Annotated in this window: 17 protein-coding genes; 7 read left to right on the top strand and 10 right to left on the bottom strand. The window is 73.1% G+C overall.

The features are described from left to right. Nucleotides 1-51: 51 nt before the first annotated feature. From ACFCY7_RS36080 to sigE, 5 genes are all read right to left on the bottom strand, one after another. Nucleotides 52-678, bottom strand: a complete 627-nt coding sequence (locus tag ACFCY7_RS36080; protein ID WP_376490301.1) for a hypothetical protein — start codon at nucleotides 676-678, stop codon at nucleotides 52-54. A 74-nt stretch (nucleotides 679-752) separates the two neighbouring features. Then, nucleotides 753-1,196, bottom strand: coding sequence for a sec-independent translocase (locus ACFCY7_RS36075; RefSeq protein ID WP_376490300.1), 444 nt, complete (start codon nucleotides 1,194-1,196; stop codon nucleotides 753-755). A 91-nt stretch (nucleotides 1,197-1,287) separates the two neighbouring features. Continuing rightward, the gene (locus tag ACFCY7_RS36070; protein ID WP_376490299.1) at nucleotides 1,288-3,102 is read right to left on the bottom strand and encodes a trypsin-like peptidase domain-containing protein; all 1,815 of its coding nucleotides are present in this window, start codon (nucleotides 3,100-3,102) and stop codon (nucleotides 1,288-1,290) included. A gap of 76 nt (nucleotides 3,103-3,178) precedes the next feature. Then, a complete protein-coding gene (locus tag ACFCY7_RS36065; RefSeq protein WP_376490298.1) occupies nucleotides 3,179-4,090 on the bottom strand; it encodes a zf-HC2 domain-containing protein in 912 nt (303 codons plus the stop codon). After that, entirely contained in the window at nucleotides 4,087-4,845 is a 759-nt protein-coding gene (gene sigE, locus ACFCY7_RS36060) for an RNA polymerase sigma factor SigE (RefSeq protein ID WP_078623434.1), read from the bottom strand. Before sigE ends, ACFCY7_RS36065 begins: the two co-directional genes overlap by 4 nt. Nucleotides 4,846-4,986: 141 nt before the next feature. On the opposite strand from sigE, the gene ACFCY7_RS36055 reads away from it, so the two are divergent. Next, complete coding sequence (locus tag ACFCY7_RS36055) at nucleotides 4,987-5,652, top strand: O-methyltransferase (protein WP_376490297.1); 666 nt, start codon at nucleotides 4,987-4,989, stop codon at nucleotides 5,650-5,652. Between the two features lie 211 nt (nucleotides 5,653-5,863). On the opposite strand, the gene ACFCY7_RS36050 is transcribed toward ACFCY7_RS36055, so the two are convergent. Beyond that, nucleotides 5,864-6,031: a DUF3117 domain-containing protein gene (locus ACFCY7_RS36050; protein WP_017239934.1), complete on the bottom strand. Its 168-nt coding sequence runs from the start codon at nucleotides 6,029-6,031 to the stop codon at nucleotides 5,864-5,866. 312 nt (nucleotides 6,032-6,343) lie between these two features. Between ACFCY7_RS36050 and ACFCY7_RS36045 the strand changes: the two genes are divergently transcribed. From ACFCY7_RS36045 to ACFCY7_RS36035, 3 genes are all read left to right on the top strand, one after another. Next, nucleotides 6,344-7,147: an enoyl-CoA hydratase/isomerase family protein gene (locus ACFCY7_RS36045; protein WP_376490296.1), complete on the top strand. Its 804-nt coding sequence runs from the start codon at nucleotides 6,344-6,346 to the stop codon at nucleotides 7,145-7,147. Between the two features lie 83 nt (nucleotides 7,148-7,230). After that, nucleotides 7,231-8,478 carry an FG-GAP-like repeat-containing protein gene (locus tag ACFCY7_RS36040; protein ID WP_376490295.1) on the top strand — a complete coding sequence of 416 codons (1,248 nt, stop codon included), beginning with the start codon at nucleotides 7,231-7,233 and terminating at the stop codon, nucleotides 8,476-8,478. Nucleotides 8,479-8,504: 26 nt separating this feature from the next. Then, nucleotides 8,505-9,734, top strand: coding sequence for an FG-GAP-like repeat-containing protein (locus ACFCY7_RS36035; protein WP_376490294.1), 1,230 nt, complete (start codon nucleotides 8,505-8,507; stop codon nucleotides 9,732-9,734). On the opposite strand, the gene ACFCY7_RS36030 is transcribed toward ACFCY7_RS36035, so the two are convergent. Both ACFCY7_RS36030 and ACFCY7_RS36025 read right to left on the bottom strand, forming a co-directional pair. Continuing rightward, nucleotides 9,735-10,343, bottom strand: a complete 609-nt coding sequence (locus tag ACFCY7_RS36030; protein WP_376490293.1) for a DNA-3-methyladenine glycosylase I — start codon at nucleotides 10,341-10,343, stop codon at nucleotides 9,735-9,737. It lies immediately after the preceding gene. Continuing rightward, nucleotides 10,340-10,663, bottom strand: coding sequence for a hypothetical protein (locus ACFCY7_RS36025; RefSeq protein ID WP_376490292.1), 324 nt, complete (start codon nucleotides 10,661-10,663; stop codon nucleotides 10,340-10,342). Before ACFCY7_RS36025 ends, ACFCY7_RS36030 begins: the two co-directional genes overlap by 4 nt. Before the next feature lie 103 nt (nucleotides 10,664-10,766). On the opposite strand from ACFCY7_RS36025, the gene folP reads away from it, so the two are divergent. Next, on the top strand, nucleotides 10,767-11,627 hold the full coding sequence (gene folP / locus ACFCY7_RS36020) for a dihydropteroate synthase (protein WP_376490291.1): 861 nt from the start codon (nucleotides 10,767-10,769) through the stop codon (nucleotides 11,625-11,627). 43 nt (nucleotides 11,628-11,670) lie between these two features. Here folP and ACFCY7_RS36015 read toward each other — a convergent pair whose 3' ends face one another. Beyond that, nucleotides 11,671-12,420 carry a TIGR00730 family Rossman fold protein gene (locus tag ACFCY7_RS36015; RefSeq protein ID WP_376490290.1) on the bottom strand — a complete coding sequence of 250 codons (750 nt, stop codon included), beginning with the start codon at nucleotides 12,418-12,420 and terminating at the stop codon, nucleotides 11,671-11,673. A 109-nt stretch (nucleotides 12,421-12,529) separates the two neighbouring features. Then, entirely contained in the window at nucleotides 12,530-13,624 is a 1,095-nt protein-coding gene (gene dapE / locus ACFCY7_RS36010) for a succinyl-diaminopimelate desuccinylase (protein ID WP_376490289.1), read from the bottom strand. A 37-nt stretch (nucleotides 13,625-13,661) separates the two neighbouring features. Between dapE and ACFCY7_RS36005 the strand changes: the two genes are divergently transcribed. Both ACFCY7_RS36005 and ACFCY7_RS36000 read left to right on the top strand, forming a co-directional pair. Then, the gene (locus tag ACFCY7_RS36005; RefSeq protein WP_376490288.1) at nucleotides 13,662-14,624 is read left to right on the top strand and encodes a hypothetical protein; all 963 of its coding nucleotides are present in this window, start codon (nucleotides 13,662-13,664) and stop codon (nucleotides 14,622-14,624) included. A gap of 302 nt (nucleotides 14,625-14,926) precedes the next feature. Further along, nucleotides 14,927-15,400 carry an ATP-binding protein gene (locus ACFCY7_RS36000; RefSeq protein ID WP_376490287.1) on the top strand — a complete coding sequence of 158 codons (474 nt, stop codon included), beginning with the start codon at nucleotides 14,927-14,929 and terminating at the stop codon, nucleotides 15,398-15,400. Nucleotides 15,401-15,420 lie beyond the last annotated feature (20 nt).

Below are 15,420 nucleotides of genomic sequence, written 5' to 3'. Positions count from 1 at the left end.
GAGTTCCGGGGCGCCCCTTCGTCATGCCGTCAGGCGTCGGGCGTCATGCCGTCACGCGTAGGCGTCGAGGTCCTTGATCTGGGAGAAACCGAGCCCGTACGCGCTCATCCCCCGCCCGTACGCCCCGATGTGGACCCCGGGGGCGGACCCCGCGAGGACCCAGCCGAACTCCGACTCCCGGTAGTGGAACGGCACCGGCACGCCGTCCACCGGCAGCGACAGCGTCGACCAGGCGGGACCGGTGAGGTCGTCGGCGAGTTCGAAGGCGGTCTCGGTCTGCTGGTCCAGCCAGTTGTCGCGCGTCGCGTGGTCGAGCGACGCGGGCCAGGTGTGGACGAGCAGTCCGGAACCGGCCAGCCAGGCGGCGGACGAGACCGTGGTGGCGTCGAGGACGCCCGTGCCGTCGCCGGTGCGCCGCACCGGGCTCGCCGCGACCGTCACGACGACGGCGAAGCGCTCCTTCTCCACGCCGCTCGCGTCCGACTTTATGGACGGCGTGTCACCGTGCCCGGTCGACCCGTGCTGCACGCTGCCGTCCGCCGCCGTGCCGACCTGCATCAGCCGCCGGGGGCCGGTGAACGCCTCGTCCAGGCCGTACCAGGCGAAGGACGCGCTCAGGTAGCCCTCGGCGGTCCGCCGGGCCGTGGGCACGCCCTCCGCCCGACTCGTGGTCTCCATCTCGGCCGCCTCCTCGTTCCGTCAACAGAGGGAGGATAGCCACCCGGACGCGTCCGGTCGGTGACAGCCCGTCGTCAGGTCGCGTCGGAGTCGTACGGCGGACGCTCGCCGGTGTCCGGCTTGTCCTGCTTCTTGAGGAGGTCCGGAGTGCCGTTGACCGGGGAGCCGTTGACCGCGGCGGGCGCGCTCGCGCGGCCGTGGACGGCGTCGGCGACCTCGTTCATCTCCTTCTTGAGGTCGAAGCTGCCCCGCAGCTCCTTGAGCTCCCGCAGGTCGTCGTTCTGCTCCATCTGCTTGCGGAGGAACGTCTTGGGGTTGAGGTCCTCGAACTCGAAGTCCTTGAACTCCGGCCCCAGCTCGCTGCGGATGTCCTCCTTCGCGCTGTCCGAGAAGTCACGGACCTTCCGGATGAAACGCGAGACGTCCTGGATCACCTTCGGGAGCTTCTCCGGCCCGAAGACGAGCACGGCGAGCACCACAAGAGCCACCAGCTCGAGTGCGCCTATGTCGCTGAACACTTAGTAGCTCCTTCACGCCGGTCCAGGGCCCGGTCCAAGGTACCCGCCGAAACTGCCCCACGGGTACCTTGCGGCATCCATCACATGGCCCTCAGGTGCCCTGCGACGAGCCCAGGGTCAACGTCTTTGTCAGCTCTTTGCCGTTGCGGGTCAGGGTGAGCTCCAGCTTGTCGCCGGGGCGGTGGGCGCGGATCTTCACGATGAGCTCCTCGCCGTTGTGCACCCGCTGGCCGTCGACCTTGGTGATGACGTCTCCCGGTCGCAGCCCCGCCTTGGCGGCCGGGCCGCCGGCGGTGACGGAGGCGGAGCCGTCCTTGCCCTTCTCGCCGACGCGGGCGCCGTCGCCGTTGAACTGCATGTCGAGGCTCACGCCGATGACGGGGTGGGTCGCCTTGCCGGTGTTGATGAGCTCCTCGGCGACGCGCTTGCCCTGGTTGATCGGTATGGCGAAGCCGAGGCCGATGGAGCCGGGCTGGCTCGCGCCGGCGCCCTCGCCCTCGCCGGAGCCGCCGCCGGCGGCGCGGATCGCGCTGTTGATGCCGATGACCCGGGCCTTGGAGTCGAGGAGCGGGCCGCCGGAGTTGCCGGGGTTGATGGGGGCGTCGGTCTGGAGCGCGTCGACGTAGCTGACGTCGCTGCCGTCGCCCTTCTCGCCGCCGGCGGTGATCGGGCGCTCCTTGGCGCTGATGATGCCGGAGGTGACCGTGTTGGAGAGGTCGAAGGGGGCGCCGATGGCGACCACGGGGTCGCCGACCCGCACGTTGTCGGAGTTGCCGAGCGGCAGCGGCTTGAGGCCGGAGACGCCGGTGACCTGGACGACGGCCAGGTCGTAGCCGGCGTCCTTGCCGATGAGCTTGGCGCGGGCCGTCTCGCCGCTGGAGAAGGTGACCGAGATGTCCTCGGAGGACGCAGCCCCGTCGACGACGTGGTTGTTGGTGAGGATGTGGCCCTTGGTGTCCAGGACGAAGCCGGTGCCGGTGCCGGAGGAGCCGTTGCCCCGGACGTGCAGGGTGACCACGCCGGGCAGGGCGCTCGCGGCGATCCCGGCGACGCTGTCCGGGGCGCGGTCGGTGTCGCCGGCCTCGGCCTGCGGCAGCTCGACGGTGGTGAGGCCGCCGTTGCGCTCGACGTACGCGCCGATCCCGCCGCCGACGACGCCGGTGATCAGGGCGAAGACGAGCGCGCCCGCGACCGCGAGGCCCTTGCGGGACTTCTTCGCGGGCGCCGGCTCGAACGCGAACCCGGGCCCGCCGGCCCCCCACGGGTCGTACTGCACCCAGGGCGACCCGCCGCCCTGCGGCGGCACGGGCCCTTGCGGGTGCGGCTGCGGCTGCGGCTGCGGGTGCGACGGGGGCTGCGGGTGCGGCGCCGTCGGCGGCACGGCCGCCTGCTGCTGCGGCGGTACGGGGGCCGGCGGGCGCTGCACGGGCGGCGCGGGCGCCCACGGCCCCGGCTCCCCGTAGGGCGGCGTGCGGTACTCGTCGGGGGCGTGCAGCGGCTGCGCCGCCGCGGGCCGGTCCTCGTCCGCCGCGGGCACGGCGGCGGGCTCGGTCCACGCCGCGTCGGCGTCGGGCGCCGGTACGGACTTCGTCAGCTCGACGGCCGGCGCGGGCTCGGGCTCGGGCCCGGACGACGGGGCCGGCGCCGCGGGAGTCCCGGCCGGGAGGGGCTCGGCCCTGAGGGGCTGCGGCTCCGTCACCGCGAACTCGGCCGTCGGCGCCGTCTCCGTCAGGTCGGCGGCCGACCGGGGCTCGGCCGGGACGGCCGGGTCGGGCGCCGCGGACGGCTGGGGTGCGGGCAGGGGAAAGTCACCGTCGCCGTCCTCGGCCGGCGGCGGCGTGGGTATCCGCGCCGCCTCCGGATCGTTCGACGGCCGGCTCCACCAGTTCGGCTTCCCGTTGTTCATGCTCTCCCCGCAACCGCTGACCCGTCCGCGCCCCTGGGTCGGGCGCCCGTGTCCCTGGATTCAACCAGGTCTCGGGTCAGCGCCGGGCGACGAGCGGTACGGCCGTCGACGTCGGCCCCGTGGCGGGGTCGGGCGCGAAGGCCAGCCGGAGGGCCGGAGCGGTCGGCCGGACGAACGGCGACAGGGCGAGGAGCGACTGCGTGGCCGGGTTGCGGACCCCCACGGCCACCAGCGGTGCGGCGTCGACGCGCACCGCTCCCGGCGCGACCGCGCCCGGGGGCGCCGCCGCGACGGGCCCGTGCGGCACGCCCGCAGGGGCCTGCGGTGTCAGCGCCCCGGTGTCCACGGACTGGGCGCCGTAGCGCTCGCCGGAGCGCGTGCCGCGTGACGAGGGGCTCGTACTCCCGCCGCCGCCCGTGGTGCCGGAGGCGCGCAGCGGGGTGACCGCACTGCCGGTGCCCTGGCCGCCGCGTGCGCCCGCGCTCACCGAGGTGTCCATCGGCAGGGTGCCGCCGAGGGCGATGGCGGCGAACGAGACCGCGCTGGCCGCGGCGAAGGCGAAACGGCGGCCCCGTCCGGACGTCCCGGCGCGGTCGCCGACGTCGTGGATGCGGAAGCCGGTGCCGCCGGCCGTGCCCTGGCCCGGGGTGACGACCGCGGCGGTGGCGAAGCCGTCGGACTTCACTCCGCCGGCGAGCAGCTCTTCGAGGGGCCCTCTGGGGCCGCCGGAGCCGCCCGGCGGCTCGCCGGGGAGGCCCTGGAGCCGGGCGAGGAAGCCCTCCGAGAGCGGCGGGGGCGCCGCGGAGGCGAAGACGCTCTTGAGGGTGCGCTGGGCGTCGGCCTCCGCCTTGCAGCGGGGGCAGGTCGCGAGGTGCGCGAGGACCCGCTCGCGGGCGTCGTGGCCGAGTTCGCCGTCGACGAGCGCGGCCAGCCGGTCCCCCAGGTGGTGTTCCGCGGGGGTCGGCGACGAGGGACGTGTGCCGCTCACGCTGTCCCTGCCTCCCATCCGACGGAGGCGAGCGCGCGCTCCGCCCGGGCCTCGGGCGAGCGGTGCTTGAGTGCCTTGCGCAGGTGGGAGCGCCCGCGGTGGATCCGGCTGCGGACGGTGCCGAGCTTCACGCCGAGGGTCGCGGCGATCTCCTCGTACGACAGTCCTTCGATGTCGCAGAGGACGACCGCGGCGCGGAACTCGGGCGCGAGGGTGTCCAGGGCCTGCTGCACGTCGGCGTCGAAGTGCGTGTCGTTGAACACCTGCTGCGGCGAGGGCTCGCGGCTGGGCAGCCTTTCGGCGGCGTCGTCGGCGAGCGCGTCGAAGCGGATGCGCTGCTTGCGGCGCACCATGTCGAGGAAGAGGTTGGTGGTGATGCGGTGGAGCCAGCCCTCGAAGGTGCCCGGCGTGTACGTCGACAGCGAGCGGAAGACGCGGACGAAGACCTCCTGGGTCAGGTCCTCGGCGTCGTGCTGGTTGCCCGTCAGGCGGTAGGCGAGGCGGTAGACCCGGCCACTGTGCGTGCTGACGATCTCCTCCCAGGTGGGAGGGGTCCACGCCTGCGATTCCGCATCCGATGCGAAGGTCGCGGTGGTGGGAGCGGAGTCGGTGGTGCGGAAACGGTCAGCGGTGTCGGTCACGGATTTCGGCTCACCCGCCGACCTGAGAAGACGCCGAAGCACTCCTCCCCGATCCACAGGCGCAGCCGCACCTCCCCTGTCGGCTCTGGTGGTGTCCAGTGGAGCCCCTACCATAGCCACCTCGCCCGTTAGCTCCGGATAAGAATCTTTACGCGAATTTGGAACCGGCTCCCCCGGCTTCCTCCTGCGCGTCTCTCCCCTGGTGAACGCCCGGTCCCATCAGCGGGTTCCCACTGTCAGCGGATACAGTCACCGTTGCGTCAACTACGGGGACAGGAGAGGGCCATTACCGCCAACCGGCAGACGAGCTGGTCGTTCGCCGACGCATTCGTCGCCGAGGACGAGGCTCTGCGCTGGGCCCGGGAGCGGGCCCGGGAGGCAGGGCTGCCCTCGGTGTCCCCCGCCACCGGTGGCGCGCTGCGGGTGCTCGCCGCGACGGCGGACGCCAAGGCGGTGGCGGAGATCGGCACCGGTACGGGCGTGTCGGGCATCTACCTGCTGCACGGGATGCGGCCGGACGGGGTGCTGACGACGGTGGACCTCCAGCCGGAGCGGCAGCAGCTGGCCAAGACGGCGTTCCGGGCGGCGGGCTTCGCGGGCAACCGGGCCCGGTTCATCCCCGGCCGCGCCCTGGACGTCCTTCCGCGGCTCGCGGACGGCGGGTACGACCTGGTGTTCTGCGACGGCGACCGGCTGGAGTACCTGGACTACCTCGCTGAATCGTTGCGCCTGCTGCGACCTGGGGGTCTCGTCTGCTTCGAGGGCGTCTTCGCGGACGGCCGCACGGTCGATTCCGCGGCCCAGCCGCCCGAGGTCCAGCGGATCCGCGAGCTGCTGCGGGCCGTACGCGAGAGCCAGGACCTCATCGCGTCGATCCTCCCGGTCGGCGACGGCCTGCTCTGCGCGGTCCGGCGCGGCTGACGCCCCCGCGCCGCCCGGGCCCCCGCACACCGGGCCCGCACGCCAGGCCCGTACGCGGCCTGGATCCCGGCCCCGTTCCACGCCCCGGCCTCCCGTCCCGAGCCTCCCGTCCCGCCCCTCTCACCCCCGGCCCCGTTCGCGCCCGGACGCACCGCTGCCCCGGCACGGCGGACCGTACCGGGGCAGCGGATGGAATACGTGGAGGGTCGGGTCAGCCGACGACCTTCTTCAGGGCGTCGCCCAGCGCCTCGGCCTCGCCCGGGGTCAGCTCGACGACAAGCCGACCGCCGCCTTCGAGCGGTACGCGCATGACGATGCCCCGCCCCTCCTTGGTCACCTCGAGCGGGCCGTCACCCGTCCGCGGCTTCATGGCCGCCATGCTTGTTCCCCTTCCTGAAACCAGCTCATCGTCAGCCGGGCAGCTCCTTGATGTGGAGCACGCGTCACCGGCTTCGAACACATTGCTTCCAGGTCATTATCCCGCATCACAGGACCCGATGACCAACATCGATCTGCATCGCTTGCGCAACGCGCTCTCTCAAAACCCCACAATTCGGCGACCGGCCTGCGATACTTCGCCGCTCGGCGTCCGGCTGGGAAGCTTCGTTCTTTGACGCAGCTCACATGTGCGGCGCGGGTGATCTCCGCCATGCTGGGCTGGTCAACCACGCAATGAGGCGAAGGGATCCCGATGGCCGACACGGTGCTGTACGAGGTGAGCGAGGGTCTCGCCACCATCACGCTCAACCGGCCCGAGGCCATGAACGCGATGAACGTGGCCGCGAAAGTCGCCCTCCGGGACGCGGCGGAGACGGCCGCGGCCGACCCCGCCGTTCGGGCGGTGCTGCTCACCGCGGCCGGCGACCGGGCGTTCTGTGTGGGCCAGGACCTGAAGGAGCACGTGGGCCTGCTCCTCGCGGACCGGGAGTCCGGCACGAGCCAGACCATGAACACGGTCCGTGACCACTACAACCCGATCGTCAAGGCGCTCACCGGCATGCGGAAGCCCGTCGTGGCCGCCGTGAACGGTGTCGCGGCGGGCGCCGGCTTCGGCTTCGCGCTGGCGGCGGACTACCGGATCGTCGCCGAGACGGCCGCCTTCAACACCTCCTTCGCGGGCGTCGCGCTCACCGCCGACTCGGGCATGTCCTGGACGCTGCCCCGGCTGATCGGCCCGAGCCGCGCCTCCGACCTGCTGCTGTTCCCGCGCTCGATCAGCGCCCAGGAGGCGTACGAGCTCGGCATCGTGAACCGCCTGGTCCCCGCCGCCGACCTCGCCGCCGAGGCCGTGAAGGTGGCCCGCACCCTCGCGGAGGGCCCCACGGTGGCCTACGCGGCGCTCAAGGAGTCCCTCGCGTACGGCGCCGACCACTCGCTCGCCGAGGCCCTGGAGAAGGAGGACGAGCTCCAGACGCTCGCCGGCGCCTCCGAGGACCACACGATCGCGGTCCGCGCCTTCATCGCCAAGGAGAAGCCCGTCTACCTGGGCAGGTGACCGCACGGGAACCCGTTCGTACGGACGGTGAGCGCGTCTATAGGATCCGCTCACCATCCGTACGCACATACCTGGGGGGTTCCGTGCGTTCAAACCCTTCCGCGCGCCTTCTTCGCGGCGCGCTCACGGCGGGTGTGGCCCTCGGCCTGTCCGCCACCGCCCTGTCTTCTCCGGCCGCCGCCTCGGACGGCTGGGACCGGTGTCCGGAGGGGCGGTTCTGCGCCTTCAGCAAGCCGCTGTACCAGGGCGACATGCTGGTCATCACCCGGCCGATGGCCTCGCTCGGCGCCTGGGACAACCACATCCGGTCCTTCGTGAACAACGCGAGCGGGTACGACTCGATCTGCTTCTACCCGGAGCCGGGGTTCGTTCCCGACGGCTCCGCGCACTTCTACCACTCGGAATCGTTCGACGAGAGCGCCTACCCCGGCCTCGACGCGGCGGCCAGCTCCGTGGACATCGGCCCCGAGGCGGACGACTACTGCGGCCAGGAGAGCCGGTACCCGGTCGTGTGGAACGGCGTGAAGCCCCGGCCGGCCGGACTGCCCGCGACCGGGGCCTTCGGCGACATCGACCGTGACGGATACGTGGACGTCTTCGGCCGCAACCTGATCAGCCAGCTGTGGACGTCGCACCACTACGACAGCGCCGGCAGGACCCGGCTCGTCGGCAGCGGCTGGGACGCCATGAGCAAGCTGACCCGGCACGGGGACTACGACGGCGACCTGAACGAGGACGTCGTCGCCCGCGACAAGGCCGGCGTGCTCTGGCTCTACCCCGGCGACGGCAAGGGCTCGTTCAAGCCCCGCCGCGAGATCGGCGGCGGCTGGAACACCATGCGGGACCTGGCGGCCGCCGGCGACCTGACCGGGGACGGCAAGGCCGACCTGCTCGCCACCGACGGCGCGGGCGTCCTGTGGACGTACCCGGGCAACGGCAGGGGCTGGTTCGGCGCCCGCAAGAAGGTCGGCGGCGGCTGGGGCGGCATGAACGAGCTCGTCGGCGCCGGGGACATGGACTCCGACGGCAGGGCCGACCTGGTCGCCCGCGACACGGCGGGCAAGCTCTGGCTCTACCCGGGCAACGGCCGCGGCTGGTTCGCCCCTCGCAAGGCCATCGGCACCGGCGGCTGGAACGCCCACGGGGAGCTGGCCGGCCTCGGCGACGTCACCGGCGACGGCCGCCCCGACCTGATCGCGCACGGCCCCCGCCCCGGCGACAGGTACGACCGGAGCCGCGGCTCCCTCGTGGTCTACCCGGGCGCCGCCGACGGCCGCCTCCAGGCTCCGCGCGAGCTGGGCTCGGCCCGCCCCTCCACCTTCGTCTTCTGATCCTCTTCGCGAACGGGTTCCGATCCATGATCCGCACCGTCCGGGGCCGCCGCGCCCTGGCCGCCGCCGTGACCACGGCAGCCTCCCTGGCGACGCTGATGACCGCCGCTCCCCCGGCGGCTGCCGACGAGTTCCGCTGCCCCTCGGGCAGCTTCTGCGTCTTCCAGTACCCGAACTACGGCGGCGAGATGAAGATCATCTCGACCAGCCGGCCCACCTTGGGGACCTGGAACGACAAGATCTCGTCGTTCATCAACCGCAGCGACAAGTGGGCCGTCGCCCACCTCGACGCCGGCTACACGGGGAGCGGCGGGATGCTCATCGATCCCCGCCAGCCCTCCGGCACCGATCTGGGGTGGGCCTCCTGGTCCGCCGAGCTCGACAACAAGATCAGCTCGATCCGGCTGGGCAGCACCCAGTGGGAGGCCCTCAACGGCCACGGCTGGATGGACTGGGGCTCCTCCGACCACCCCCGCCCGGCGGACCTCCCCGCCGCGTCGAAGTTCGGCGACCTCGACGGCAACGGCGTCGCGGACCTCGTCGAGCGCGCGGACGACGGCCGGCTGTGGTTCCTCAACGGTGTCCGGGACGCGAACTGGAACACCAAGGGCGCGCTCATCGGCAGCGGCTGGAGCGCCATGACCGAGCTCGTCCGGCACGGCGACCACAACGGCGACGGCACCGAGGACGTCTACGCACGCGACAAGGCCGGCGTCCTGTGGCTCTACCCCGGCAACGGCCGGGGCTGGTTCAAGCCCCGGATCAAGATCGGCGGCGGCTGGAACGGCCTGCGGGAGATCGAGGCGGTCGGCGACGTCACCGGCGACGGCCGGCGCGACCTGGTGGCCCGCGACACGGCGGGCGTGCTCTGGACCTACCCCGGCAACGGCCGCGGCTGGTTCGGCGCCCGGAAGAAGGCCGGCACCGGCTGGAACTTCATGAACCGGCTCGTGGCACCCGGCGACATGACCGGCGACGGCAGGGCCGACCTCGTCGCCCGCGACGGCTACCGCGGCCTGTGGCTCTACCCGGGCAACGGCCGCGGCGGCTTCGGCACCCGCACCAAGCTGCCGTACGCCTGGCCGTCGAACGACGCGCTGCTCACCGTCGGGGACGTGACGGGCGACGGCAGGTCCGACCTCATGCGGACGATCAACGGCCGGCTGTACGTCTACCCGGGCAACGGCCGCGGCGGGATCGGCGCCCCGCGGCCCGACACCTCGTACGACTCCGCGACGGGTGTCCACGTCTTCTGATCAGGCGGGAACCACCGGCCCGGGTCGGCTTCCGCCCCGGGCCACGCACCCCGTCACATGGTCGTCGACCAGGCCGCACGCCTGCATGAGGGCGTAGGCGGTGGTCGGGCCGATGAAGCGGAGGCCGCGCTTCTTCAGGGCCTTGGAGAGGGCCGTGGACTCGTCGGTGACGGCGGGGACGTCGGCGACCGTACGGGGGGCGGGGCGGGTCGCCGGGTCGGGGGCGTACGACCAGATCAGGGTGTCGAGTTCGCCCGGGGTCCAGCCGGCGAGGAGCTTCGCGTTGGCGAGGGTGGCATCGATCTTGGCGCGGTTGCGGATGATGCCCTCGTCGGCAAGGAGTCGCTCGCGGTCGGCCTCGCCGAAGCCGGCGACGGACGCGATCTCGAAGTCGGCGAAGGCCCGCCGGAAGCCCTCGCGGCGGCGCAGGATGGTGATCCAGGAGAGGCCCGACTGGAAGGCCTCCAGGCAGAGCCGTTCGAAGAGGGCGTCGTCGCCGTGGACCGGGCGGCCCCACTCCTCGTCGTGGTACGCCACGTAGTCCTCGGTGGACAGGCCCCAGGGGCAGCGGAGCCGGCCGTCGGGGCCGGGGACCGCCTCGCCGGTCACGGCTGGTCGCCTTCGCGGTCCCCGCCGGCGGCGCCGGCGAGCGCCTCCTCCAACTCGGCGATCCGCGCGTCGCGTTCGGCGAGCTCCGCCCCGAGCCGGACGAGGACGTCGTCGACGTCGGCCATCCGGTAGCCGCGGACGGCGACGGGGAGGCGGAGCGCCTCGACGTCGGCGCGGTCCACCGGGCGGGCCGCCGGAAGGGGGTCGACGAGCTGCTCGGGCGCCACCTCGGGCAGCACCTCGCCCTCGCCGCCGCCGACCACGGCCAGGGTCACCGCGGCCACGACCACGACCATCGTGATGAGCAGAAACCAGAACACCTGCGCGCCTCTCCCCGGAGTGGAATTCGTCCCGTGCCGATCGTGCCATGCGCCACCGACGGTTAGGGTCACAGGCGAACGGACGCGAGGGAGGACAAAAGGGATGCTGCGCTTGGGACGGCGTGAATTCGGGCCGCACGAGCCGGTGATCATGGCGATCGTGAACCGGACCCCGGACTCGTTCTACGACCAGGGCGCGACGTTCCGGGACGAGCCCGCGCTCGCCCGGGTCGAGCAGGCGGTCGCCGAAGGGGCGGCGATCATCGACATCGGCGGGGTGAAGGCGGGCCCCGGCGAGGAGGTGACGGCCGAGGAGGAGGCGCGGCGCACCGTCGGGTTCGTCGCGGAGGTCCGCAGGCGCCACCCCGACGTGGTGATCAGCGTGGACACCTGGCGGGCCGATGTCGGCGCGGCGGTCTGCGAGGCCGGCGCGGACGTCCTCAACGACGCGTGGGGCGGGGTCGACCCGGGCCTCGCGGAGGTGGCCGCCAAGTACGGCGCCGGCCTCGTCTGCACGCACGCGGGCGGCGCGGAGCCGCGGACCCGGCCGCACCGGGTGGAGTACGACGACGTGATGGCCGACGTCCTGCGCGTGACGGTCGGTCTGGCGGAGCGGGCGGCGGCGCTGGGCGTCCGCCGGGACGCGATCATGATCGATCCGGGTCACGACTTCGGGAAGAACACCCGGCACAGCCTGGAGGCGACGCGGCGGCTCGGCGAGATGGCGGAGACCGGCTGGCCGGTGCTCGTGTCCCTGTCGAACAAGGACTTCGTGGGCGAGACGCTGGACCGGCCGGTGAAGGAGCGGGTCCTCGGGACGCTGGCGACGACGGCCGTCTCCGCCTGGCTGGGCGCGCGGGTGTACCGGGTGCACGAGGTCGCGGAGACCCGCCAGGTCCTCGACATGGTGGCGTCCATCGCCGGACACCGCCCGCCGGCCGCGGCCCGGCGCGGGCTGGCGTAGGGCGGGAGAGGGGGCGCCGGGATCCGGCGCCCCCGGAGCGGACCTACTTGCCGGTCTCCTTCGTCACCAGCGCGACCGCCTCGTCCACATCGTCCGTGACGTGGAAGAGGAGCAGGTCGCGTTCGGAGGCCTTGCCGCCGGCGACGACGGAGTCGCGGAGCCAGTCGACGAGGCCCTTCCAGTACGCCGTGCCGAAGAGCACGATCGGGAAGCGGGTGACCTTGCGGGTCTGGACGAGCGTGAGGGCCTCGAAGAGCTCGTCGAGGGTGCCGAGGCCGCCGGGGAGGACGACGAAGCCCTGCGCGTACTTCACGAACATCGTCTTGCGGACGAAGAAGTAGCGGAAGTTCACGCCGATGTCGACGTGCTGGTTGAGCCCCTGCTCGAAGGGGAGCTCGATGCCGAGGCCGACGGAGACGCCCTTGGCCTCCCTGGCGCCCTTGTTGGCCGCCTCCATGGCGCCGGGGCCGCCGCCCGTGATGACCGCGAAGCCGGCCTCGACGAGCGCCCGGCCGATCCGTACGCCCGCCTCGTACTCGGGCGAGTCCGGCTTCGTGCGGGCGGAGCCGAAGACGCTGATGGCGCTCGGCAGTTCGGCGAGGGCTCCGAAGCCCTCGACGAACTCGGACTGGATGCGCATGACCCGCCAGGGGTCGGTGTGCACCCACTCCGAGTCGCCCTCGGTGTCGAGCAGCCGCTGGTCCGTCGTCCCCGGCTGGACCTGGTCCCTGCGCCGCAGCACCGGACCGAGACGCTGCTCCTCGGGCTTCGCCATTCCCTCGGGAATGCCCATGGCCTGCTCCCTCCGCCGATCGGCGATCAGTCGTCGTTCGACCGTCAACTGATCTTCTGGTCCGGTCAGAGTAGGCCGACAGAGGTGACGAAACGCGAAATTACGGAAGTCAGGCAGTCAGCCAGTCGCGGAGTCGTGCCTCGCAGTGGTGGATCCGGTCGACGACGACGTGCTCGTTGACCTTGTGCGCGTAGATGGCGTCGCCGGGCCCGTAGTTGACGGCGGGCACGCCGAGGGCGCTGAAGCGGGCGACGTCGGTCCAGCCGAACTTGGGCTGCGCGCTGCCGCCGACGGCCTTCATGAAGGCCTCGGCGGCCGGGTGGGAGAGGCCGGGCAGGGCGCCGGGGCTCTCGTCGTCGATCACGAACTCGGCGATGTCGCAGCCGTCGAAGAAGTCGCGGACGTACGCCAGGGCCTCGGCCGGGGAGCGGTCGGGGGCGTAGCGGAAGTTGACGGTGACCGTGCAGGCGTCGGGGATGACGTTGGTGGCGACGCCGCCCTGGATCGCGACGGCGTTGAGGCCCTCGTGGTACTGGAGGCCGTCGATGACCGGCTTGCGCGGCTCGTAGGCGGCGAGGCGGGCGAGGATCGGGGCGGCGGTGTGGATGGCGTTGGAGCCCATCCAGGAGCGCGCGGAGTGGGCGCGCTCGCCGGCGGTGTGCAGGATGACGCGGAGGGTGCCCTGGCAGCCGCCCTCGACCTGGGCGTCGGAGGGCTCCAGGAGGACGGCGAAGTCGCCTTCGAGCCAGTCGGGGTGCGCGGCGGCGATCTTGCCGAGGCCGTTGAGGTCGGCGGCGACCTCCTCGTTGTCGTAGAAGACGAACGTGAGGTCGCGGTTGGGCTCGGGGACGGTGGCGGCGATCCGGAGCTGGACGGCGACGCCGGACTTCATGTCGGTGGTGCCGCAGCCCCACAGGATGCCGTCCTCGTCGAGCCGCGAGGGCACGTTGCCGGCGATCGGCACGGTGTCGATGTGGCCGGCGAGGACGACCCGCTCGCCGCGGCCGAGCCGGGTGCGGGCGACGACGTTGTTGCCGTACCTGTCGACGGTGAGGTGTGGCAGGAGGCGGAGGGCCTGCTCGATCGCGTCCGCGAGCGGCTGCTCGGTCCCGCTGACGGACGGGAAGTCGACGAGGGCGGCGGTGAGCGCGGCCCCGTCCTGGAACAGGTCGATGGGGCCGTCGAGCGGGGTGATGTCTGCCATGTGCCGACCCTAACGCGCCCTCCAGTACGGTGGGCCCGTGTCCGAGCCCACCCGCCCCCGCCGTCGCGGCCGCCTCGCCCGTTCCGCGGCCGCCTTCGCCGTGCTCCTCGGCCTCGCCTCGTACGTGGCCGTCCACCAGGTGACGGGGAGCAAGGGCGCGCCACGCTGCACGGTGGGCAGCGGTGCGAACAAGTACGAGTTCACGCTCGAGCAGGCGTCCAACGCGGCGACGATCTCGGCCGTGGGCACGACCCGCGGGCTGCCGGAGCGGGCGGTGACGATCGCGCTGGCGACCGCGCTGCAGGAGTCGGCGCTGCGGAACATCGAGCACGGCGACCGGGACTCGCTGGGCCTGTTCCAGCAGCGGCCGTCCCAGGGCTGGGGTACGCGGGCCCAGATCATGGACCCGGTCTACTCGTCGGGGAAGTTCTACGAGGGCCTGGAGAAGGTCCCCGGGTACTCGCGGCTGCCGCTGACGGTGGCGGCGCAGAAGGTGCAGCGGAGCGGTTTCCCGCAGGCGTACGCGAAGCACGAGCCGGACGCGACGCTGCTGTCGGCCGCGCTGACGGGCCGGTCGGCGGCGGCGCTGATCTGCACGACGAGCAAGGTGGAGGGGCCTCCGGGGGATCCCGAGCGGTTCCGCACGGAGCTGGTGCGCGCCTTCGGCGAGAAGGCGGCGCCCAAGGCGGTGACGGGCGGTCCGAGCGCCGGCCGGTCGGCGGCGGAGCCCGTGGTGCTCTCGCTGCCGGTGCGGGCGGGGTCGGGTGCGGCTCCCGGGGCGGACGAGCGGCGCGGCTGGGAGCTGGCGCAGTGGGCGGTGGCGCGGGCGGACGAGCTGCGCGTCGCGGAGGTCGGCTACCGGGGCCGGGTGTGGCGCGCGGGCGAGGCCGACGGCGGCTGGTCGAAGTCCTCGGGTCCGCTCGCCTCGGACGGGGCGGCGGACGGGAAGGCCGGCGGGAATTCCGGCGGGGAATCGGTCCGCGTCCGGCTCGCGCAGTAGCCGGTCACGCGTACGGCCGTTCACTCGGCGGTGGCATGCCCGCGGTCCGGGGCGCGAGAAATTCGAGACGCCTTCGCACCGGAATTCCCGTATGCCTTTCCAACCCCTCAAGTCCCTTATGGGGCAAGGGAAGTGACGGTTCGGCAGATGACTGCGCAATGACGCGTTCGTCCGTTTTCCTCCCCACCCGACAATACGACGCATTGCCAACTCTTTACCTTCGACCTCCGCAACCTCTCCCGCCCCGGAGCCGGTTGTCACTGCGTCCGAACGAACACGTCGCACCTCGTCGAAGGAGCACCATGTCCCTCCCCCTGACCCGTCGGATCGCCCGCGCCGCCCTCCTCATCGCGGCCGGAGCAGCCCCCGTGGTCGGTGCGGCCGGCTCCGCGAGCGCCCTGGACCACGGCATCGTCCCGACCGGCGCCCTCGGCGGTGTCACCGCCCTGGACGCCGCCGGCGCGGGCGGCGCCGTCGACAGCGCCTCCCAGACCACCACCGGCGTCGTCGGCGCCACCGGCGGCCAGGCCGTCGGCACGGCCGTCCCCGCCGCGGGCAAGGCCGTCGGCGCGGCGGGCAAGACCGCCACCCCGGCCGCCCAGAAGGTCGCCGGCGACACCGCCGGCAGCGCGGGCGAGGTCGTCGGCAAGACCGCCGGCGCCGCCGCCGAGGGCGCCGAGGCGCCGACCGGGGGCGCCCTCGGCGGCGGCCTCGGCAACCTGCCCACCGGCCAGGCCCTCGGCGCCGCGCCGCTGGGCGGCCTGCCCATCGGCTGACCCGCGCCACGACGCACGGA

Origin of the sequence: Streptomyces sp. NPDC056361 (assembly GCF_042262805.1) — a bacterium.
Lineage (GTDB): Bacteria > Actinomycetota > Actinomycetes > Streptomycetales > Streptomycetaceae > Streptomyces.
This window is presented reverse-complemented; position numbering and strand designations above follow the sequence as displayed.

What these genes read in the sequence shown, in the direction of transcription:
- ACFCY7_RS36080 (WP_376490301.1), bottom strand. Translation starts at nt 678, where the DNA reads ATGGAGACCACGAGTCGGGCGGAGGGCGTGCCCACGGCCCGGCGGACC.
- ACFCY7_RS36070 (WP_376490299.1), bottom strand. Translation starts at nt 3,102, where the DNA reads ATGAACAACGGGAAGCCGAACTGGTGGAGCCGGCCGTCGAACGATCCG.
- sigE (WP_078623434.1), bottom strand. Translation starts at nt 4,845, where the DNA reads ATGGTAGGGGCTCCACTGGACACCACCAGAGCCGACAGGGGAGGTGCG.
- ACFCY7_RS36050 (WP_017239934.1), bottom strand. Translation starts at nt 6,031, where the DNA reads ATGGCGGCCATGAAGCCGCGGACGGGTGACGGCCCGCTCGAGGTGACC.
- ACFCY7_RS36045 (WP_376490296.1), top strand. Translation starts at nt 6,344, where the DNA reads ATGGCCGACACGGTGCTGTACGAGGTGAGCGAGGGTCTCGCCACCATC.
- ACFCY7_RS36035 (WP_376490294.1), top strand. Translation starts at nt 8,505, where the DNA reads ATGATCCGCACCGTCCGGGGCCGCCGCGCCCTGGCCGCCGCCGTGACC.
- folP (WP_376490291.1), top strand. Translation starts at nt 10,767, where the DNA reads ATGCTGCGCTTGGGACGGCGTGAATTCGGGCCGCACGAGCCGGTGATC.
- ACFCY7_RS36015 (WP_376490290.1), bottom strand. Translation starts at nt 12,420, where the DNA reads ATGGGCATTCCCGAGGGAATGGCGAAGCCCGAGGAGCAGCGTCTCGGT.
- dapE (WP_376490289.1), bottom strand. Translation starts at nt 13,624, where the DNA reads ATGGCAGACATCACCCCGCTCGACGGCCCCATCGACCTGTTCCAGGAC.
- ACFCY7_RS36000 (WP_376490287.1), top strand. Translation starts at nt 14,927, where the DNA reads ATGTCCCTCCCCCTGACCCGTCGGATCGCCCGCGCCGCCCTCCTCATC.